Genomic DNA, 20,320 nt, shown 5'->3' with positions numbered 1-20,320 from the left:
AAACATCATGGCTAAATCCAGCTCTCTACGTAAAAGCATTTATATTATTATCTTATTATTCATAATATTAATGCTTGCGATCCTGTTTGGCGCTTTTCGTACCTCCAGTATCGGCCCTAATTTAGATAAACCACTGACTTCAGAAGAAGTCGCCAAATTACTGCCAAGAGGGCAAGAATTGGCCACCGCTGGAGATTGCTTTGGTTGCCACTCATTACCTGAAGGGCCATTGGCTGCGGGCGGGCGCGCTATCGGAACCCCTTTCGGCACCATTTACTCCACAAATATAACGCCTGATAAGCAATTTGGTATCGGTAACTATACCCGTGCTGATTTCCATCGTGCTTTGAAAGACGGAATTGGCAAAGAAAGAGGTAATCTCTACCCTGCCATGCCGTTTGTATTTACCCATATGACGACATCGGATGATATTGATGCCCTGTATGCTTATGTGATGTCACTTCCGCCAATCAATGTGCCAAACAAAGAAAATACAGGTGTATTTGTCCTACCCGTTCGCCCATTTATGAACTTCTGGACTTTGCTCAATTTCCCTAAACAAAATGCGCCTCATGACCCACAACGTTCTGCCGAGTGGAACCGAGGTGCTTATATTGTTGAAGGTCTAGCGCACTGCGGCGCTTGTCACTCACCACGTAACTTAATGATGGGTGTCGAGTTTTCACGGTCACTTCAAGGGGGGGAAGAAGCCGGCTTAGCGATCCCGGATATCACGGCCGAAGCGCTTTCCAAACATGGATACGATACCGCCTCCTTGAGCCAGTTTTTACTTACAGGTAATGCCCCGCAAGGCTCTGCATTTGCAGATATGAGCACAGTGACTCATTTTTCGACTAGTCAGATGAAAAAAAGCGATGTTGATGACATGGCGATTTATTTAATGACGGATAAACAAGGAAAAATACTTGGCGCCAAAGCTTCCCCTGCTCCATTGCCAGAGGCAAACTCATCAGAAGTGGGTGATGTCAGTCAAATCATGGAAACTGGCCGCTTAATGTATATGTCTACCTGCGCAGGCTGCCACGGGATCACCGGAGAAGGTGTACCTAATGGCATTCCAGCGTTAAAAGGTAACGCCATCTTAGCGATGGACAGCCCTGAAACCTTTATCAGTGTAGTGTTAACGGGTATTCCAACCACCACTTTTCCAAATGGGCAACGTATGTATGCAATGCCAAGTTTTGCTGATGATTTAACGCCACAAGAAATGGCAGATTTAATATCATGGGCGCGCGCCGAATGGGGGGGACAAGGTAAACCCGTCACCGCCGAACAAGTTGAGAAACTGAAAAAAGCGGCGCAGTAATCATTCGTCGCTTCTCTTCAAATAACTTATTTATTGAAGGGAAGCGACATTATTATTTTCATTGATACATTCAAGTGAAATATATCAACGCACCCCACATTAAATAAGAATTTCAAATTAAAGATATCCACTTATTTCTATTAAAAGAAAACCAATATATAAACTGGGTTTCCTCTCACTTCGCCTGACTCAAACATTCACGCAATCCATGAGTATTTTCCAATATTAACCTTCATTAATAAGTACTTACTAAATACCTAACAAAAATTTCCCTTAGCACATACAGTCACAATTCAAATTAATAACCTATGTTATAGTTAATATGCAAATAATAACATTAGATTATCATTTATTGTGATTAGCAATGTGAAAGGAAAATATATGCAACTAAATATCAATGGAAGATGGATTGAACTAAGCAATATTTCTCCATCAACACCGCTTCTTTACGTATTACGTAATGATTTAAAGCTCAACGGCCCCAAATATGGCTGTGGCTTAGGCGAATGTGGTGCTTGTAGTGTACTTATCGATGGTAAAGTCGTTCGCTCTTGTTCAACACCTGTATCGACAGTAGAAAATAGAAAAATTACGACATTAGAAGGTATTAGTGATGCTGATACACTCCATCCTGTGCAACAAGGATTTATTGATGAGCAAGCAGCACAATGTGGTTATTGTACGAATGGCATGATAATGACATTGGTTGCTCTGTTTAAACGTAATCCTAATGCAAGTGAAGAAGAGATAAAAAAAGAGCTCGCTTTTAATTTATGTCGTTGTGGAACCCATGTAGAAATATTAAAAGCAGCTAAAAAAGCTAAAATAATCATCGCACAAGGTGGTAAAGCATGAGTATTTTAGATATCACTCGACGCCGTATGCTGCAAGCTGGTGGGCTCATCGTTGTCAGTAACATGTTGCCTTCTATTTCATTTGCAACAGAAAAAACACCAACCAAGAATGCCGCTATCCCTTTAAATTATGTCGATAGTTTTATTGCTCTTGCTGCAGATGGTTCGGTGACTGCATTTAATGGCCATGTGGATTTAGGTACAGGAATTCGTACCTCGCTCGCACAAATTGTCGCTGATGAAATTGGTGTCTCTTTTGAATCGGTAACAATGATACTTGGGGATCCGCAAAGTACACCAGATCAAGGACCGACTATCGCCAGTGCGACCATTCAGGTCACGTCTATCCCCTTACGCCATGCTGCTGCTCAAGTTCGCATGAAGCTAACATCTCTTGCTGCAAAAGCGTTAAATGTGCCTGTGGAAGCTGTTCGAGCAGAGCATGGATATGTTTTTGTCACTGCCCAACCTGAACGCCGTTTGAGTTATGCGCAATTGGCGAAAGGACAAGATCTCCATTTTGAATTAGATGAAAACGTAACCTTAAAACCTGTTTCTGAGGCTGTTTATGTCGGAAAACCGATTCAACGCGTAGATATTCGCGCTAAAGTAACAGGTGAATTGACTTGGGTACATGATATGCGAGTACCCAATATGTTACATGGCAGAGTTATTCGCCCTCCTTATGCAGGTGCAGACAGTAGCGCGCCGCTTGGGAATAGTTTGCTTTCCATTGATGAAAGTTCTATTGCTCACCTAAAAGGCATTGTAAAAATTGTACGCATTAATGACTTTGTTGGTGTCGTTGCCGAACGTGAAGAACAAGCGATAGACGCTATGCGTCAGTTAAAAATTCAATGGAAAGAATGGCAAGGATTACCCGATTTAACCCTCGATAAGCTTCATGACACCCTTGATGCATTACCCAGCCAAGATAGAGTATTGCGAGATGATGACGGTGTTGACAGCGCCTTAGCCAATTTACATAAAACTGTGAATGCAGACTATGTTTGGCCATACCATTTACACGCATCAATTGGGCCATCTTGCGCTATCGCAGATGTCCGCGACGATAAAGTTGATGTCTGGTCAGGCACACAAAACCCTCATGACCTGCGAAAAGATTTAGCACTACAACTCGATAAAGACCTATATCAAATACACATTCATCGCATGGAAGCATCAGGGTGCTATGGTCGTAACTGTGCTGATGACGTGGCAGCCGATGCCGTTTTACTGTCTCAAGCGACAGGACGACCCGTGCGAGTGCAATTAATGCGAGAACAAGAAGCGGGTTGGGAGCCAAAAGGCACCGGGCAATTGATTAAAATTCGAGGGGGAATTGATCAAAATAATGATGTCAGCGCTTACGAACTCAGCACTCGTTATCCATCAAATAACGCCGCTACTTTATCGTTGATTTTAACTGGAAAAAAAGAAAATAAACCGGATATTCAACAGATGGGAGACCGCACGGCTATCCCTCAATATCGATACCCACATATGCGCGTTATCTCTAAAGATACCGCGCCTGTTGTTAGGGCATCATGGATGCGCGGAGTTTCAGCACTTCCAAATGTATTTGCTCATGAATCTTGGATTGATGAAGTTGCTTATTTAGCACAGCAAGACCCTATAGCATACCGCTTGAAATATTTAGATGATCCTCGAGCTATCGCTTTAATTAATGCTGTGAAAAAACAAGCAAATTGGATTGATGGACCAATGCATCAAAAACCATCCCCTGTAACCGAAGAAATTGTGAATGGTCGAGGCTTTGCCTGGGCGCGTTATTTTCACAGTAAATTCCCGGGGTTTGGTGCCGCATGGGCAGCTTGGGTTTGTGACTTAACCGTTAATCGTCGTACAGGGCAAGTGCTTATCAAAAAAGTCTATGTCGCTCATGATTGTGGACAAATAGTTAACCCAGATGGCGTTAAACACCAAGTCCATGGAAACATTATTCAATCCTGTAGCCGAGTATTAAAAGAGTTTGCCACCTTTGATAAATCAGGCACAACCTCACTTGAATGGGGGGGATACCCTATTCTACGTTTCGATGAGTTACCCGAAATTGACATTCAATTAATGGAATATCCCAATGAACCCCCTATGGGAGCGGGTGAATCTGCATCGGTACCAAGCGCTGCCGCGGTAGCAAATGCGTTATTTGATGCATTAGGTGTGCGTATGCGGGAAGCTCCATTTACCCCTGAACGTATTCTACGAGCAGTAGATATGGCAGCCAAAAACCAAGGAGTGGCTCATGAGTAAAGCAAAAAAACTATTTGGCTACAGTGCGCTTGCTGTCATTATTATTGCGGTGGGGGGACTCGCTCTGAGTTGGCAGTCTGCCATTGAGCCATTACACACTAATTCGACACAAAGTTTTACTGATGCTCAAATTGCCCACGGTGAAAAATTAGCGGCACTAGGTGATTGTGCTGTTTGCCATACACGGCCTGGCGGTGAGAAAAATACCGGGGGCTTCGCAATGGAGATCCCCTTTGGCACGATTTACACCACAAATATAACACCGGATATAGAAACAGGAATTGGCAGCTGGTCATATGAAGCGTTTGAACGGGCTATGCGTTATGGTGTTGATCGTGAAGGGAATTATTTATACCCTGCATTCCCTTATACCGCATTTACTCATACTTCCGACGATGATTTATATGACCTCTATGCATGGTTAATGAGCCAAAAACCCGTTCGTTATCAACCACCAAAGACATCGTTAAACTTTCCCTTTAATATTCGCCAAGGAATTTGGGCATGGAATCAGCTGTATTTAACCGCAGGGCCAATAAAACCAAACAGTTCACAAACTGATGAATGGAACCGAGGTGCATACCTTACCGAAGGGCTCGGCCATTGCAGCGCTTGCCACTCCCCTCGTGATATATTATTTGGTGAAAAAGGCGGAGATAGCCACTTGATGGGTGGAGATGCTGAAGGATGGAGTGCACCAGCGCTGCGAGGTGACCAAGCCTCACCTGTTGCTTGGAGCCATCAGGATATGGCGGAGTTTTTGCGTACGGGATTCTCGGCTAACCACGGCGTCGCAGCAGGCCCAATGGCGCCTGTCATTAGAGAAGGAACCTCTCAATTAACCGAAGAAGATAGACAAGCTATTGCTACCTATTTGACTTCTGAAGTTGATCATCCGCAAGTCACATCGCAAGCCGTAGCAATCGTACAGCAAACAGAAGATAAAATTGAACCACTCTCTACTGAAGGGGCAAGGTTGTATTCAGGGGCTTGTATGGCATGCCATGCCCAAACGAAAGGTGCGCAAATGTCAGGTGTACGACCCGCTTTAGCCTTAAATACGAATCTCTATGCAGATACCCCAGATAATGCCATTCGCGTTGTATTAAATGGAATTGAGTATGAGGCAACAGAAGGGCTCGGCAGCATGCCTGCTTTTCGTCATAATTTAAGTGATCAGCAAATAGCAGTACTCTTAAATTACCTAAGAACAACGTTTACCGACAAATCTCCATGGCCTGATTTGGAACAACAAGTTAGCCAGCTACGCGCGGAAACAGCAACTAAATAATCCGTTTATCTTTAGCGCAAATAACGGTTATATCTATGTCCCCTTATTTGCGCTATTTATTTCTACTCAACAATATTTCAGACCATTTATCACCAAACATGCATTGTCCCTGTGATAATCACGTCATACTATAGAGAATTGCATGGCTAACACGTTTGCCTACTCTCATTTCTTGCGATTTGTGGTATTTTAGTCTCTGAAAATAATCGTCAAATACACTCACAGAATTTAGTTAACTCAATACGTTAGAACAGACAACATTATGACTGATAAGCAAAGCTTCGAATCTCACACCCCTATGATGCATGGGTGTGTTAGCGTTGAAATATAACGATATTTATTAATTTTATAGAAAAACCTACAATTTAACCTACACTTAATTAATCCGTTGATTTATAGGTAGTTATTATTTATTTGATGTTTTTTGCATTATAACGTACAAAATTCATACCCACACCACAAGAACACGCTTATATGAATAAATACGATGTGTTTAACAGCGAAGGAAAATTTGCTGACGGTTCCGATGAAGAGGTACTGGCTAATAAGCTAGGGCTTTCAAACGTTGATGATATCAATGATGCAGAGCTTGTACTGTTAGAAAAACTGTATCAAGTCATTTTTGAAGAACAATTTCCCACTGAGCAAATTACCGTATCACTTATTCAGCGTTGGCATCGCCAATGGTTAGGAAATGTTTACGAGTGGGCAGGTCAGTTACGCACGGTGAATATTAGCAAGGGTGGCTTTATGTTTGCCCCTGCGGGTCGTGTTGCAAAATTACTTGCTCAATTCGAGAAAGAGTTTCTAGCGAAGTACACACCTTGCACCAATATGAGCCGAGAACAAGTCATAGAAGCTATAGCCACAGTGCATGTGGAGTTAATTCTGATACATCCATTTAGGGAGGGAAATGGGCGCTTATCGCGCTTACTCGCGGATGTGATGGCAGTACAAGCTGGTTTCCAGCCACTAGACTATGAAAGTTGGACTCAACACCCCGAGCAGTATATCGCAGCAATCCACGCAGGGTTAAACCTTAACTATGAACCCATGAAATATTGGGTTAACGAAGCCTTGAAAGCGAACTAAATCGCAAGTTTCAAATGCCCAAACTTTTCACGCTTTGCTTTCATTTCTTCTTCAAGACGACGAGACTCCTGCCCTGTTTCAATCGCCGTAGAGGTTGCTACCGAACGAATAAGTTGAGTACGAGTTGGTTTTGTTGCTTGAATTAATTCATTCTTTTTCATGGTAGTCTCACTTCAAACTGATGATAGTATATTTTATCACCGTTGCTTTATATGGCAACATAGATCCCTTTTCTAATCAAAAATTTTATAGCACAATGTTGTTTCATTTCCGTCTACCTTGTGCGATCTGCGGATATTGCTAGTAATATTCTGTGTGCATCAATGGGAGAGTAGCTCATTGTCAAACGATTTCAAATATCGAGCTAGGTTATACTCTTAATTACCCCTATATTATGCAGATAAGTTTCTCCAATCAGCATTGGCTTATAAGATAATCCAGTTAATTCATCCGCTTTCTTAACAATCACTCCACCTTCCCCTTCCTTTCTGCCTTGCAGTAAGCAGAGCGTGGTTGTGAGTGTCAGGTCTATAATCTCCATTGTAGGTAACGTCAGCCATGCATGAATATTAAGCGTTTCTCCCTTATGACCTGCTGCCAGCTTTTCAGCGATAATTTCATCGTCAAACCAGAACAATCCATTAGATGAACCGTCGTCAATCCAACCGAGAGTATAATAGACTGAGCACCCCAGCCACTTCTCAAGCACGGGACGAGCTTTGAGATGTATGGGCATACATTCACCTACAAGCTGCTCATAACTATGAATGCCTAAAAAAACAGGTGCTAAAATCTTATTCAGATCAATTGTTGTGCTTTAACATGATAAGGATTACTGTCAATTAATTCCCCGTCTGAAACAAAGGTTACAGAATCCGACGGTGATATGACTCTTTGAGATTTCCAGCTGAATTCAGTCAGCTCATTACAATCTGAGAATTGATATATTCTTGTTCCGTTATCGGTTTTACCGTATTTATTTTCAGGTCTCGTGTGTATGGCTTTTACAGATTTTACGGGACCATAAAAAATATCACCGGTAATTATATAAGCGTTCTGTTTGTTAATGTTTCTCTGCTCATTTGAGCACGCTTTTAAAGCAAGTGCTTCAGACATAAACAACAAAGAAAACAAAGAGGTAATAATGGGGAGTGTTTTACATTTCATATAAAAATATTACATCCATATAATGTGTATAAGTTAGTGTTTTTATTTTTGGATCATTGATTCTGATATTTCAAGTAGCTTTTTATATTGGGGAAAGCGTTCTCTGGTTACCTCTTGTTCCCCATTAGGATAAATAAAAGTGGCCATTGAATCTTTATTTTTCTTTTTTGGTCCAATACTGTAAGTTTTTATGGCTGATTTGTAATCAATATGAACATTGATATTCTTTGTGTTTTTTACTTTATAGGTCATGGTTTCGTATTTTGCGATTAGCCAGAATGACTTCTCGTGACCACCAATAAAATCTTCTGTAATTAAAGGGAATAATGTTAATGTTTCATTAAAATCCCCAGATTTTTTTTCATAACCACCATCAAATGTAGCGGGGGAGTTATTATCCAACACAAAGGTGATTTCTGTGCCTAAACTATCTGATATCAATGGATCGATTTTTGATGGCTCCTTGAGTTTTATTTCAAATTTAATATTACTGAGTTTCCAATCGCATTGACCGCCACCTGATTCAGGAATGGTCGTTTCTACTTGGTTTGGTTGCGCGATTGTCAATGGATAGCTGGCTCTATGAAATCCTGGGATAGTATACGTTTCCATGCTTGAGTTTCGACGTTCTTTACGGCAAACCTCAGAACGATAGGTAGCTAAAATGGGTAAGGCCTCTAATTCGTTAGGCACAGTAGCTGTAAAATGAATATTTTCTCCGTCTAATGGGGGTGAAAACGTACTATTATTGGCTGCACAGCCATGTAAAAAAAACAGGCCAAACAGCGTAGTCAATACGGTTCTATTCGCTTTAAATTTCATGAGTTTCATCCTTATAGCGTTCAAGCGCCTGTTTCAATACTTCATTTTTTCCTATACTTTGCTTGGTATCTTGTTTCAGGGTATCCTCGATTGCCATAAACGTGGTGTTTCGTTTTGCGTTCAATGGATAGGCATCTTTATGGTGGATCAGCGTTTCAAATCGCTGTTTTGAAACGGTTAGCTTAGGCGTTTTCGTGGGCTCTAACACACTCAGTAATCGATTATTCATAATGACTTGGTACTTACTAGCCATCGAGTGGTCGGTTGCCATGGTCATAATCGTGTCTAATGTCGGGTTGTTCCCTTTCGGGAAAATATCATCGATAAGAGACGGATCGACTTTGATTTCATCCGTATAGTTTTTTTGTTTTTTTTCTAGCTGATGGTTTAATTTCTTGGCAATGTCCGGAACGACATAAAATTTATAGTGACCGTTCATGCGCCAGCGTTTTTTACCAACCTTCGCCCCTGTGTGGGTATATTGTTGCTCTTCACCTATTTGCCTCGCGTCAAAGAAGCTGACGGTATTTCCGTGGTGGAAATAAACTTCCCCCATATTAGGGAGTGTCTTTTGTAATGGGATGGTTGGTAAGGTTGCCAATGTCCAAGTAAACCCAAAGACGGTCCCTAATGGGCCGTACATATCAAAGAGCCAATTATCCATGTTGGTATCAAAGGGAACGCTGGTGACAGTATCTGCGTCATTAACGTGCCTAAAATGAGTGACGGATGTTAAAGCGTTAACGCCACTGCCCGTAAAAACACGCGGGCTACCATAGGTGTATAAGAGCGGATTATTGTTTCTTAATTCGCTGGCGTGCAATAACGCGAGTGCCCCCCTAAGCTGTGCCCTGTGATGAATAATTTTTTATATGCAGATTTGTTTTTAGCATCATTAATCTTAGTTTGAAAATACTCCTCAACACACTGGTAAGCTTCTAAAAAACCTTTATGCACTTTGGCATTTTCGACTGAAAGAATACTTTTCGGACAAGGGATAGGACGATACGTTGCATCCGTAAGCGCGTCTCTTACACTGGCAGTACCTCGCCAGGCGGCAATAATTTGCGTGTCGTTTTCCACATAAAACATTTGGGTGTCATGCTCAAATTTTGGCGCATTTTCCACTTGTTGAAGATCTAAGTAAATTGCAGGGCGATAACGTTCTTTAAAAGGTACATCCGTCACAATAGCCGGGTAATCGTAACCGTCCGTCATGATAGGTGAGGTCGATAAATCAAAGCACTGTTGATAGAAAAAAGACGTGGTGGTGTTCGGTGTATTGATAAATTCGCGCATATCTTCGATTTCATCGGGGTCAACCATTATCTCATCTTTATACACAAGTAATGACATTAACCCTAAATTATAAGCATTGACCATATCATAGTTTGGGGAGTGATTGAGAATTAGCGACCATGCTCTAAATGGACAGACTTCTATCATATGACGCTGATTAAAATCTTCTCCCATGAATTTCAACCCATTAAATTCGTCTTCTTTGGGAAAATGATAATACGGCAGCCCAAAACGAGCTTGTTGCCATTGGTTTATATCGGGGGCTTTATCGCATAATTCCCCGATAACCGCATACCGATAGGAATAGCCTTGTAATAGTGCATCCGGTTTGACGGTCGAGTGAGCCTCCCCTCGAAGGGTTCTCAGTGGGCGTTTTTCCATTTCATCGGTGAGTTTTTGAGACTCAATAGTCAATGTTGCCACCGTACGAGGTAAGTCTTCTTGCCTCAAATACCCTTGTGCATCAGTAACACCTTTTCTAATAACCCCATTACGAACTTTTAAGGTGTAAGACAAACCTGCCAAGGGCTGATTCTGTTCATCAACCAGCACACATTCTATCCATGCCTTGCGCTTAGAACAATCTGCACAATAGGGGTCATTATACTGATACGGCATTGGCACTCCTTGTCATGTCGGGTAAATAGCCTTTTTCATCAAGGTAACGCAAAAATAAATCATCAAAGAGATAAGCGGTGTCTAAGCGCTTTTGTTGACACTCGTCCATCCAGTCACGAATAAGCCCTGTTAGCCGTCCTTCGGGCTCATCTAACGGGTCAGCTAAGGTCGGATGGTTCTCCCAAAATTGGATATAAAAATTATCAATCACATTCAGATAGGCTTGTTCTGAATTTCGCCAGACCTTAATCAACGCTTCACTGAGAATATAATCAGCAGGGCTAATGAACGGCTCTGCATATGGAGGGCGTGAATAAATCACCTTCGTTTCATGCTCTTCAATAAAGCAGTCCTCAACGGGCATCATCAGTAATGCCCAGTCGCCTCGGCCTAATTTAGGTAACAACGTACGCGCAATGCGGGCATCAAAGAAGCGAAAAATGATTTTCTCCTCCCCCATCCAAGCAAACTGGTATTTTTGCCAGTGGGTGATTTGGGTACGCCAATCCAATTGACTTTGGTATGCCCACCCCCAACTGGGGTCGCTGAACGGCTCACGGTCTAACATTTTACCGAGGTGAAATAATTGTGACCGTTTGACTTTCACGAGCCAAGGACTCACCTCAGCCAAATGTGCTAATGCCGTTCCGTGGTAAATCGGGAAGGCTTCCTCAATCCAATCATGGGCATAGAACCGTTTAATCGGATTGGGGTTAGATAGGGTATTAATCAAAAAATACACATCATTTTGTGGGGTAGCCGTTAACCAGGATAACCAGGTTGAGCATGGGGTCGAAATTGATGTTTGTGTGAGCATCTGCTGTTGTATCAGAGTCTGTGGCATTACTCATCCTCACTCGGCTTCACGGTTAATCCCCCCGCTTGCTGTGCGGCCATGGCACAGTATTTTTTGACGGGGTACGGTGGCTGTTCAAACGGCGCGACGCCTTCTGGCAATTCCAAAGCAACTGGGGCGCCACTGCCTGCACTGCCACCACCGACCACCATATCGCTAGAAGTAAATATCGTGCCAGGGGTAATACGAATAAAACTGCCACCCACTTTCAATGTGATTTCCGTATTCGCTTCCAGAACGATTTTCCCGCCGCTGACTAAATGGGTTTGTTGACTGCTTTCATGCACCGTTTTCCCGTCAACTTGTGTCTGCTGGTCACCTTCGATATGCAAAGAGGCATTGCCTGTAATATTTTCTTTTTGGCTGCCTTTAAGGACTAAGTGCTCATTGCCCGCAATTTCTGTAAAACGGTCATTATCAATACGATGTTTAGCGTCATGCTGAACATGCCAATGCGTATCGTGTTCAATGTGCACATTCATGTCGCGCTGGGCATGGAAATAAATTTCCTCTTGGCCGGCTCTGTCTTCAAAACGTAATTCGTTAAAACCATCCCCTTTGTGGGTTTTCGTTTTAAACGTAGTGCGGGTCATCTCATCAGGGAGATTTAACGGCGATGCATTGCGCCCATTATAAGTACATCCCGTGATAATCGGCCTATCAATATCCCCATTCAGATAGCTGACAAGCACTTCCTGACCGATTCTGGGTATCGCCATAAATCCATACCCATCCCCATTCCAACCTTGTGCGACACGTACCCAGCAAGAGCTGCTTAAATCAGGTTCACGATATCGGTCCCAGTGAAAATAGATTTTCACAGCCCCGTCTTTGTTCGTGTAAATTTCTTCCCCATCCGGCCCAACGACCGTCGCCAATTCATCCCCATCCGCAGTGGGTTTATGAATAAACGGCGGGCGCCAATCTAGCTCACTCGGAATAAAAGTCAGTTGATTGGATAAAGTCGTACCTTCACCACCACTGTTATCCACTAAAGGTTGGACTCCGTGATGAGAAACCGACACCACTTGCCAATGGCGGTTCATATCAAGGCTAGGGTGGGATGACAACGAGAAAATTTTACCCGGCATCAAAGCAAAGCAGTTAGTGGTCGCACTGCCAACACAACGGTATTGCTGACTCCCTTCATGGCGAAGCGCCGTAAAGCGGTCTGCATCCTCTTGGGTTTGAAAACGTCCATAACTTTCGTAAAAGGGGTGCTGACCATGGATATCCCCTTTTATTTCATGTTCTAATGGGTAAGAGGGGCGCTCAGGATTGTAATCCTTATAGAGGGTTTTACCCGATAGCAACGACTCGCGATAGCGCCAGTGATACGCAGTATGGTCTTGGGTATCGGTATCGTATTGGGGGTTATACACCAAATCAATTCCCGCAGTCATCCCTAAATGAGAATCGCTGTAAAACAGCCGTGGCTCTTGTCCCGCATCCTCAAACCAAAAGCTAATGCCTTCTTCAGCAGCTAAACGACAAAAAAATTGGTAGTTGGATTCGCGTTTCTGCGTGATGTAATCGCGTTGCGGGTAAGGCTTTTTTGCGTAAAACTTGCAACTTGCTTTAATGTGCGATTCTGACAACAGCTGTTGAAGTAAATCGGGCACGGTCATCCGACGAAAAATGCGACTATTTTGCCCTAATGACATGACCCAAATTTCAGGATAAATAATAAAATGATACCACGTTCGATTACCGTCCGTATTTTGTTGCTCTGCGCTGGCGAGTAACCCGCGTACAGTGCGTACTGGTTTACCATTGCGCGTCACAGTTAATGAACAAGCAAACCCCAACATGTCATCAAACGGAATGGAAGGAAGCGCACTGACGGCAGTGAGCGATAAGGTGAACAACTCTGACAAGTGCTCTGTTAGTTGAAACTCAGTCACCGCAAACGTATCGGGTGGTACACCTTTAAATTGACAGGTAAAAACCAATCCATCCATCCCAAAATACCTTTATAAATTCAACAAAAAAACTCAACACACCAAGCGGTTTGCCCCGTAGGGACAGCCACATTGCACAATCGAACCTTCAACGGCAACACGACGTCCGTGCAATATCATGCTTTCCTCTCCCGTTACCAACGTCCCCTCTTTTTTACAGTGTGGGCAACGTGTGGCTTTATCACCGACCCGTAATACACGAGTGCCATCATTGGTAACCGTTGAGATACTGGCTAAGCAGGTTGCCCCTGTGGTCGTTTTGTCTTGATGTAACCCGACTTTTTTTCCTTGCACGGTAGTTCTTGCCATGCAACCTCTCCCGCGTAAAATGCGTGAGCCACATAAAAATCATCGCTCACGCATTGGAACATGCTATTGTCAATTACGCTTCGAGCGGTGCGCGCCAGTCATCGGCACCCGATGTGCCTGCAACCGTGTGTTCCCAATCGATTTTACGGTAAGACAGAGACACTTCGATAAGTTGCGTGAAATCCGCTTTTGCCGGGTCTTGGCAGTGCGGCATTTGGCAATCGATATTGACGATAGTCGCATCGGTCAGGGTAGTCGTAAAGAAATGCTCTTGCTTCCCTTCCACTGATGTGCGGTACCATTTCAGTTCCACTTTCGGCAGCATTTCGCCCGACGCTAAGGCATTATATAGCAGTGGTACGGCCTTGTTTAAAGCTACCGTGAAACGGAAGGGTTTGTGTGCGCGTTGACCTGAAGGTTGGCCGGATTGTGGGTCTGTCGGTACAGTCACGACGTGAGAGAATTGTTGGACTAACATTTGGTCTTCATGGCCTTGCACATAGATGTTACCGACAGAATCCGCAGTAAATGCACCGGCAGTGATGTTGCCTTGGGTTTTTCCTTCAATAGAAATATAACATGGAGTTGGCATAGCGGTATCCTTTATCAAGAATGACAAGTTGGGTTAGGTCGACATAATTACCCGTTAATTTCCGTCATCTCAGCCAGTGCGCACGGTAAGATTTGAGTTAAGGATAATAAAAGCTTATGAATGGACTGTAAACCTGATGGCTGGTTTGCATCTCTCTAGGATAAGTGACTTAGCGTAAACTGGTTGAAATATCGATATATAACTCTGATTAAAACACTTAGACGAAATAAAAACAGAATAATTATCGAGCAAAAAACAACCTGAAGTACGGTAAGCCCAGTAAGTTCTAATGTACATAGAAATAAACTATGTAACTAATTATTTCAAACCTAAAAATAGATTTTAATCTATTGATTTATAAACTCATTAATCAAATATGGGACGAAAAATCTCAATACAATGGATTATTAAAGCAACACAAACTAATTTTTTATATTGGAAATTAAAATATTTAAGCACTTAACACCACCTAAACAAAAATAATAGATAAATATGTAAATTAAGCAGTTTCTAGCTACCTAAAACTCACTATATCATTCAAAAAATAGATTGGGAAAATGAGGAATATTTGATCAATAATACAAAATCAGTACCGAACGAAAAGTCATTTTTTACTTGAGTATCGTGAGGAAATCACCTCTGGTTCACAAAGTAAATTTGGAGAAAGAGTTTCTTCTATATTAAATGAGGTTGCTAATGTTATAATCGTTGCCGGTGCCTTACCTGCTGTAATTCAATCGACACTGACTTACCTAACCAAATAATATCCGGCAAGAGAAATAATGCCTAATATAAGTACTTTTATACTAGTTTAATTTTATTCCAATAATCTTATAGCACTACTTTTAGCCGCTACCTTGCTCTAAATGAGTACACCGATGAGTATAAAATTAAAAACCAAAAATAAAACCATTAAAAATCAAAGCGATAAAAAATAAATCATGGTTTAATGTGTTGCCAAACAACCCATATGATCCGCCCATTTTTGCAACCACACCTTACATTCATTCTCATAACCGTATAAATTATACGTTCCTTCAATGCCGCCACGTATATGACCAAGTATCGCCTCAGCCACTTCATTAGGGCAACCGAGCTTAGCCAACCCAGTGCGTACTGTACGGCGTAAATCATGAGGTGACCAATCGGTGATATCCAACATCTTACCTTCTTTGCGTAAACGCCATGCGCATTCTGTTAGGTATTTTTGTTGAATCGGCAACTTTGTAACTTGAGAGGGAAAAAGATACTTATCGGAATTCATGCGCATTGATTTCAAATAGGTGACTGCTTGATCAGGTAATTGCACGTGTCGTTCAATTCCTGTCTTAGTTTCTCTTAAATGAACAGTGCCTTTTTCAAGATCCACATCATCCCAAGCCATTGCGCAAACTTCACCTGTTCGGCAACCCGTCCAAAGCGTCAGACGGAAAACATTTTTCACAACATTGGTATAAGCAGAACTAGGCAACCACGCTAAAAATTTCTTGAGTTCATTATCGTCTAAATAGCGAGTACCTTTATTACTGGTTAGTTTAAAATTTGCTTGCTGTAAGCTCGCTTTCGCCAATAATGCAGGATTAGCGAAATTATCATCAAAATAGTCTAGACCAATTGCAAACTCATAGGCAGCTGACAGTTCACGCAATACATTGCCTGCTTGAACCTTAGCGCCTCGCCCATGAATTTCACGCACAAGTTCTATCACATCTTTTCGAGTCACTTCATGAGCCATGAGTTCACCTAAAACACGAACAACATCGGCTTCAAGCATGCGACGAACTTCCTTTTGCCCTTTCTTCTTCCTTGAGCCAGAAATAATTTTACCGTCTTTGCCTTTACGATCTTCAATCCGTTCAACTAAGTAAAGTTCAACAAGTTCTTTTACTGTTAACTGCGTTTTTTGCGGCTGGAGTTGTTCCTGTTTTTTATATTGCTTTTCTTCTTTTAGCTCAGTGACAGGGCATCGACCTAATTGACGTAACTGTTTCAATTCTTGTAACTTAACTCTTGCTTCACTTAATGAAGTTTGAGGAAAATTACCGATCTTTAGCTGTACAAGTTTATGTGTAACTGGGCTACTATAACGGTAATAAAATGTCTTAATGCCGGTTGCTCCACAAAATATACGTAAACCTGTATTTTCACCTGTATCAGACCTATCTTTACTGGCAGGTTTCATTGCCTCAATGGCTTTCGTTGATAAGGGTTTTGCTGGCTGCTTTTGGCTCATAAGTGTTACCTTGTTTAGCGCTGACTATAAGATAATTAAAGATTTTTAGTGAAAAGTGTAGGTTGTCAGTTTTGTTATGCCCATTATACCATATCATCACCAGCAACCTACACTTTAACCTACACTTATATATGGAATTCTGTGATATTTTATAAGATATAATGAGATCTTATGAGACAATGAAAAAACATAGAATCAAGTTAATTCAATAAGTTAATATAGATAACCCTATGACTGACAGCCAAAATTTCGAATCACACACACCAATGATGCAGCAGTATCTAAAACTAAAAGCACAACATTCAGACATACTGCTGTTTTATCGCATGGGTGACTTCTACGAACTGTTTTTTGATGATGCTAAAAAAGCGTCTCAATTGTTGGATATTTCCCTCACCAAACGGGGACAATCTGCGGGGCAGCCGATCCCTATGGCCGGCGTTCCCCACCATGCTGCCGAGGGCTACTTAGCCAAATTAGTACAAATGGGTGAATCCGTCGCCATTTGTGAACAAATTGGCGACCCTGCGACCAGTAAAGGGCCGGTTGAGCGCCAAGTAGTACGTATTGTCACGCCGGGTACTATCACCGATGAAGCGCTATTAAATGAAAGGCAAGACAACCTATTAGCTGCGGTATGGCAAGACCAACAAGGCTTCGGGTTTGCCACATTAGATATCACTTCTGGTCGTTTTATTATTAGTGAAATTGCCGACGAAGAAGCATTACAAGCTGAGCTTCAACGCACTCGCCCTGCCGAACTTCTATACCCTGAAGACTTCGCCAGTATGGCATTAATTGAACACAATAAAGGCTTACGTCGCCGCCCATTATGGGAATATGAGCTTGATACTGCAAAACAACAGCTCGGTTTACAGTTTGGTACGAAAGATTTAATCGGTTTTGGGGTTGAAGATGCCCATAAAGCGCTCAGAGCCGCGGGCTGCTTATTACAATATGTAAAAGACACACAACGTACTTCACTGCCCCATATTCGCAGTATTGTGATGGAAAAACAAAATGATAATGTCATTTTGGATGCAGCAACTCGTCGCAATTTAGAAATCACACAAAACCTCGCAGGTGGTACAGAAAACACACTTGCCGCCATTTTGGATATGTGCGTAACCCCAATGGGCAGCCGTATGCTAAAACGTTGGCTACATACCCCATTGCGTAATATTCAAGTATTAAATAACCGCCAACAAGCTATCAGTGCATTGCAAGAATGCGGCTTTGAATTACAACCATTTTTGCGTCAGATCGGCGATTTAGAACGGGTATTAGCACGCTTAGCACTGCGTTCCGCTCGTCCACGTGACTTAACCCGTATGCGTTACGCATTCCAGCAATACCAAGATATTCATCAAATACTGAGCCAATCAAGTTGTTCGTATTTACAAGATCTTCAAAATCGTATTGGCCAATTTGATGAGTTACAAGACTTACTTGAAAAAGCCATTATTGATGCGCCACCTGTATTGGTACGTGATGGCGGAGTTATTGCCCCGGGTTATAACAGTGAACTCGATGAATGGCGCGCCCTTGCTGATGGGGCAACTGACTACCTCGATAGGCTCGAAATACGCGAAAGAGAAAAATTGGGGATCGATACCCTAAAAGTTGGTTATAACGCTGTTCATGGCTACTATATTCAAGTAAGCCGAGGCCAAAGCCATTTAACACCTATCCATTACGTCCGTCGCCAAACGTTAAAAAATGCGGAACGCTATATCATTCCTGAACTCAAAGAGTATGAAGATAAAGTATTGACATCAAAAGGAAAAGCGTTAGCCATTGAAAAAGCACTGTATGATGAGTTATTTGACATGCTATTACCTCATCTTGCTGCGCTGCAAACCAGTGCCGAAGCTCTCGCTGAGTTAGATGTCCTAGCCAACCTAGCTGAAAGGGCACAAACTCTAGGTTATGCTTGTCCACAACTCACTGAAAAACCAGGTATCCAAATTACTGAAGGTCGCCATCCTGTGGTTGAACAAGTACTCAGTGAGCCGTTTATCTCCAATCCGTTATCACTATCGCCACAACGTCGTTTATTGATCATAACAGGTCCAAATATGGGCGGTAAAAGTACCTATATGCGCCAAACAGCATTGATTACCCTGTTAGCGTATATCGGTAGTTTTGTCCCTGCAAGCAAAGCGGTGATAGGCCCAATCGACCGTATTTTTACCCGCGTCGGTGCCTCTGACGACCTTGCATCTGGCCGTTCAACCTTCATGGTCGAAATGACAGAAACCGCGAATATTCTTCATAATGCAACAGAACATAGCTTAGTACTAATGGATGAAATTGGTCGCGGAACGTCAACCTATGATGGCCTTTCCCTTGCTTGGGCTTGCGCCGAAAACTTAGTTAATAAAATCAAGGCAATGACGTTATTTGCAACGCATTATTTTGAATTAACAACACTACCTGAAAAACTCGAAGGCGCGGTCAATATTCACCTAGATGCTATTGAGCACGGTGATACCATTGCCTTTATGCATAATGTTCAAGATGGCGCCGCCAGCAAAAGCTATGGCCTTGCTGTCGCTTCTCTTGCGGGTGTACCAAAAGATGTGATTAAACGGGCAAAACAAAAGCTTAAAGAACTCGAAGTTATCTCAAACAATGCCAATGCGAGTCATGTAGATAGCGCCCAGCTTAGTTTTTTAACCACAGAAGATGCTGAACCCTCACCCGTACTCAGCGCATTGGAAGGGATTGACCCAGATAAGCTCACCCCCCGCCAAGCTCTAGATTGGATTTATCGGTTAAAGGATATGGATAAGTAGCATGGATGAATACTCACAGTTACTTGCGCCAATTCGCCAGTTTCTACAATGTGAAACGCCTGATTTGTGGGTAAAAAAAGCGAGTTTGCCTGAAAACTTGCCCATTATCTTAAAAGACCATTTATTATGCGAGTTAAAGGCCGCACAAAGTGCGATGTTTTTAATTCGCAAGTATGCTGTCGATAAAGACAGTGCTGCAGTGCTACTTGAATGGTTTAAACCTTATGAATCATTTGCTTATGATAGGGTTGGTGACATCCATACATTAAGAAACAAAAATCAGGTTTCTAAACAAATATTGGCGAAAAAACAATCACCTTATAGCCAAGATTTAATTGATAAAATGGTCTTGCTGATCAAAGAAGAACTTCATCATTTTTACCAAGTTTTAGAGATTATGCATGAACGTAATATTCCATACGATGGCATCACTGCAGGCCGTTATGCAAAAGGGCTGTTAAGTCATATCGACCCTCACGATCCAAAAACCTTAGTTGATAAACTAATTATTGGTGCTTATATCGAAGCACGTTCTTGTGAGCGCTTTGCTAAACTAGCCCCATTTCTTGATGAACAGCTGGCAAATTTTTATATTTCGTTATTACGCTCAGAAGCTCGCCACTATCAAGATTATTTACACTTAGCGCAATTAATTAGCAAACAAGATATTACTGAGCGAGTTAATTATTTTGGTACTATTGAAGCAGAATTAATTTCGACACCTGATGATGATTTTAAATTTCATAGTGGACTCCCCATTAACTAAGTTCATTCTTTATTACTTATAAATAAAAGGCCCCTTTAAACCTTAGCTTATAGGGGCCTTT

17 protein-coding genes are annotated in these 20,320 nt (G+C 42.2%); 7 read left to right on the top strand and 10 right to left on the bottom strand.

The window, feature by feature from the left end; translation table 11 throughout:
- Positions 1-7: 7 nt before the first annotated feature.
- The 5 genes from M1F26_RS04595 to M1F26_RS04575 all read left to right on the top strand — a co-directional run bounded on the left by M1F26_RS04595 (position 8) and on the right by M1F26_RS04575 (position 6,838).
- Positions 8-1,327: a cytochrome c gene (locus M1F26_RS04595; RefSeq protein WP_140171319.1), complete on the top strand. Its 1,320-nt coding sequence runs from the start codon at positions 8-10 to the stop codon at positions 1,325-1,327.
- Between the two features lie 381 nt (positions 1,328-1,708).
- Positions 1,709-2,182, top strand: a complete 474-nt coding sequence (locus M1F26_RS04590) for a (2Fe-2S)-binding protein (protein WP_140171321.1) — start codon at positions 1,709-1,711, stop codon at positions 2,180-2,182.
- A complete protein-coding gene (locus M1F26_RS04585; RefSeq protein WP_140171323.1) occupies positions 2,179-4,455 on the top strand; it encodes a xanthine dehydrogenase family protein molybdopterin-binding subunit in 2,277 nt (758 codons plus the stop codon). The genes M1F26_RS04590 and M1F26_RS04585 overlap by 4 nt, the downstream gene beginning before the upstream one ends.
- Positions 4,448-5,746, top strand: coding sequence for a c-type cytochrome (locus M1F26_RS04580; protein WP_140171324.1), 1,299 nt, complete (start codon positions 4,448-4,450; stop codon positions 5,744-5,746). The genes M1F26_RS04585 and M1F26_RS04580 overlap by 8 nt, the downstream gene beginning before the upstream one ends.
- A 474-nt stretch (positions 5,747-6,220) precedes the next feature.
- Entirely contained in the window at positions 6,221-6,838 is a 618-nt protein-coding gene (locus tag M1F26_RS04575) for a Fic/DOC family protein (protein WP_200129268.1), read from the top strand.
- On the opposite strand, the gene M1F26_RS04570 is transcribed toward M1F26_RS04575, so the two are convergent.
- From M1F26_RS04570 to M1F26_RS04530, 10 genes are all read right to left on the bottom strand, one after another.
- Positions 6,835-6,999 (bottom strand): hypothetical protein, encoded by a 165-nt coding sequence (locus tag M1F26_RS04570; RefSeq protein WP_166185107.1) that lies wholly within the window; start codon positions 6,997-6,999, stop codon positions 6,835-6,837. The two genes, M1F26_RS04575 and M1F26_RS04570, sit on opposite strands and share 4 nt — an antisense overlap.
- 203 nt (positions 7,000-7,202) lie before the next feature.
- Positions 7,203-7,574: a hypothetical protein gene (locus M1F26_RS04565; protein ID WP_200129277.1), complete on the bottom strand. Its 372-nt coding sequence runs from the start codon at positions 7,572-7,574 to the stop codon at positions 7,203-7,205.
- A gap of 473 nt (positions 7,575-8,047) precedes the next feature.
- A complete protein-coding gene (locus tag M1F26_RS04560) occupies positions 8,048-8,827 on the bottom strand; it encodes a hypothetical protein (RefSeq protein ID WP_200129269.1) in 780 nt (259 codons plus the stop codon).
- Positions 8,817-9,650 (bottom strand): hypothetical protein, encoded by an 834-nt coding sequence (locus tag M1F26_RS04555; RefSeq protein WP_233618399.1) that lies wholly within the window; start codon positions 9,648-9,650, stop codon positions 8,817-8,819. Before M1F26_RS04555 ends, M1F26_RS04560 begins: the two co-directional genes overlap by 11 nt.
- The gene (locus tag M1F26_RS19990) at positions 9,632-10,744 is read right to left on the bottom strand and encodes a lipase family protein (protein ID WP_233618400.1); all 1,113 of its coding nucleotides are present in this window, start codon (positions 10,742-10,744) and stop codon (positions 9,632-9,634) included. The genes M1F26_RS04555 and M1F26_RS19990 overlap by 19 nt, the downstream gene beginning before the upstream one ends.
- Positions 10,728-11,588 (bottom strand): DUF4123 domain-containing protein, encoded by an 861-nt coding sequence (locus tag M1F26_RS04550; RefSeq protein WP_200129270.1) that lies wholly within the window; start codon positions 11,586-11,588, stop codon positions 10,728-10,730. Before M1F26_RS04550 ends, M1F26_RS19990 begins: the two co-directional genes overlap by 17 nt.
- Positions 11,588-13,561 carry a type VI secretion system Vgr family protein gene (locus M1F26_RS04545; protein ID WP_200129271.1) on the bottom strand — a complete coding sequence of 658 codons (1,974 nt, stop codon included), beginning with the start codon at positions 13,559-13,561 and terminating at the stop codon, positions 11,588-11,590. Before M1F26_RS04545 ends, M1F26_RS04550 begins: the two co-directional genes overlap by 1 nt.
- Positions 13,562-13,594: 33 nt before the next feature.
- Positions 13,595-13,870 (bottom strand): PAAR domain-containing protein, encoded by a 276-nt coding sequence (locus M1F26_RS04540; protein ID WP_200129272.1) that lies wholly within the window; start codon positions 13,868-13,870, stop codon positions 13,595-13,597.
- A gap of 73 nt (positions 13,871-13,943) precedes the next feature.
- Positions 13,944-14,462: an Hcp family type VI secretion system effector gene (locus tag M1F26_RS04535; protein ID WP_112307573.1), complete on the bottom strand. Its 519-nt coding sequence runs from the start codon at positions 14,460-14,462 to the stop codon at positions 13,944-13,946.
- A 946-nt stretch (positions 14,463-15,408) separates the two neighbouring features.
- The gene (locus M1F26_RS04530; RefSeq protein ID WP_200129273.1) at positions 15,409-16,695 is read right to left on the bottom strand and encodes a tyrosine-type recombinase/integrase; all 1,287 of its coding nucleotides are present in this window, start codon (positions 16,693-16,695) and stop codon (positions 15,409-15,411) included.
- A gap of 230 nt (positions 16,696-16,925) precedes the next feature.
- On the opposite strand from M1F26_RS04530, the gene mutS reads away from it, so the two are divergent.
- Both mutS and miaE read left to right on the top strand, forming a co-directional pair.
- Positions 16,926-19,493, top strand: a complete 2,568-nt coding sequence (gene mutS / locus M1F26_RS04525) for a DNA mismatch repair protein MutS (RefSeq protein WP_200129274.1) — start codon at positions 16,926-16,928, stop codon at positions 19,491-19,493.
- Between the two features lies 1 nt (position 19,494).
- Positions 19,495-20,259, top strand: a complete 765-nt coding sequence (gene miaE / locus M1F26_RS04520) for a tRNA isopentenyl-2-thiomethyl-A-37 hydroxylase MiaE (protein WP_140172969.1) — start codon at positions 19,495-19,497, stop codon at positions 20,257-20,259.
- Positions 20,260-20,320 lie beyond the last annotated feature (61 nt).

Source organism: Providencia sp. PROV048 (assembly GCF_033688165.1).
GTDB classification, from domain to species: domain Bacteria; phylum Pseudomonadota; class Gammaproteobacteria; order Enterobacterales; family Enterobacteriaceae; genus Providencia; species Providencia hangzhouensis.
This window is presented reverse-complemented; position numbering and strand designations above follow the sequence as displayed.

Bases quoted from the DNA above. Each gene is read 5' to 3' on its own strand.
- M1F26_RS04595 (WP_140171319.1), top strand. From the start codon at position 8: ATGGCTAAATCCAGCTCTCTACGTAAAAGCATTTATATTATTATCTTA.
- M1F26_RS04590 (WP_140171321.1), top strand. From the start codon at position 1,709: ATGCAACTAAATATCAATGGAAGATGGATTGAACTAAGCAATATTTCT.
- M1F26_RS04585 (WP_140171323.1), top strand. From the start codon at position 2,179: ATGAGTATTTTAGATATCACTCGACGCCGTATGCTGCAAGCTGGTGGG.
- M1F26_RS04580 (WP_140171324.1), top strand. From the start codon at position 4,448: ATGAGTAAAGCAAAAAAACTATTTGGCTACAGTGCGCTTGCTGTCATT.
- M1F26_RS04575 (WP_200129268.1), top strand. From the start codon at position 6,221: ATGAATAAATACGATGTGTTTAACAGCGAAGGAAAATTTGCTGACGGT.
- M1F26_RS04570 (WP_166185107.1), bottom strand. From the start codon at position 6,999: ATGAAAAAGAATGAATTAATTCAAGCAACAAAACCAACTCGTACTCAA.
- M1F26_RS04565 (WP_200129277.1), bottom strand. From the start codon at position 7,574: ATGCCCATACATCTCAAAGCTCGTCCCGTGCTTGAGAAGTGGCTGGGG.
- M1F26_RS04560 (WP_200129269.1), bottom strand. From the start codon at position 8,827: ATGAAATTTAAAGCGAATAGAACCGTATTGACTACGCTGTTTGGCCTG.
- M1F26_RS19990 (WP_233618400.1), bottom strand. From the start codon at position 10,744: ATGCCGTATCAGTATAATGACCCCTATTGTGCAGATTGTTCTAAGCGC.
- M1F26_RS04550 (WP_200129270.1), bottom strand. From the start codon at position 11,588: ATGCCACAGACTCTGATACAACAGCAGATGCTCACACAAACATCAATT.
- M1F26_RS04545 (WP_200129271.1), bottom strand. From the start codon at position 13,561: ATGGATGGATTGGTTTTTACCTGTCAATTTAAAGGTGTACCACCCGAT.
- M1F26_RS04540 (WP_200129272.1), bottom strand. From the start codon at position 13,870: ATGGCAAGAACTACCGTGCAAGGAAAAAAAGTCGGGTTACATCAAGAC.
- M1F26_RS04535 (WP_112307573.1), bottom strand. From the start codon at position 14,462: ATGCCAACTCCATGTTATATTTCTATTGAAGGAAAAACCCAAGGCAAC.
- M1F26_RS04530 (WP_200129273.1), bottom strand. From the start codon at position 16,695: ATGAGCCAAAAGCAGCCAGCAAAACCCTTATCAACGAAAGCCATTGAG.
- mutS (WP_200129274.1), top strand. From the start codon at position 16,926: ATGACTGACAGCCAAAATTTCGAATCACACACACCAATGATGCAGCAG.
- miaE (WP_140172969.1), top strand. From the start codon at position 19,495: ATGGATGAATACTCACAGTTACTTGCGCCAATTCGCCAGTTTCTACAA.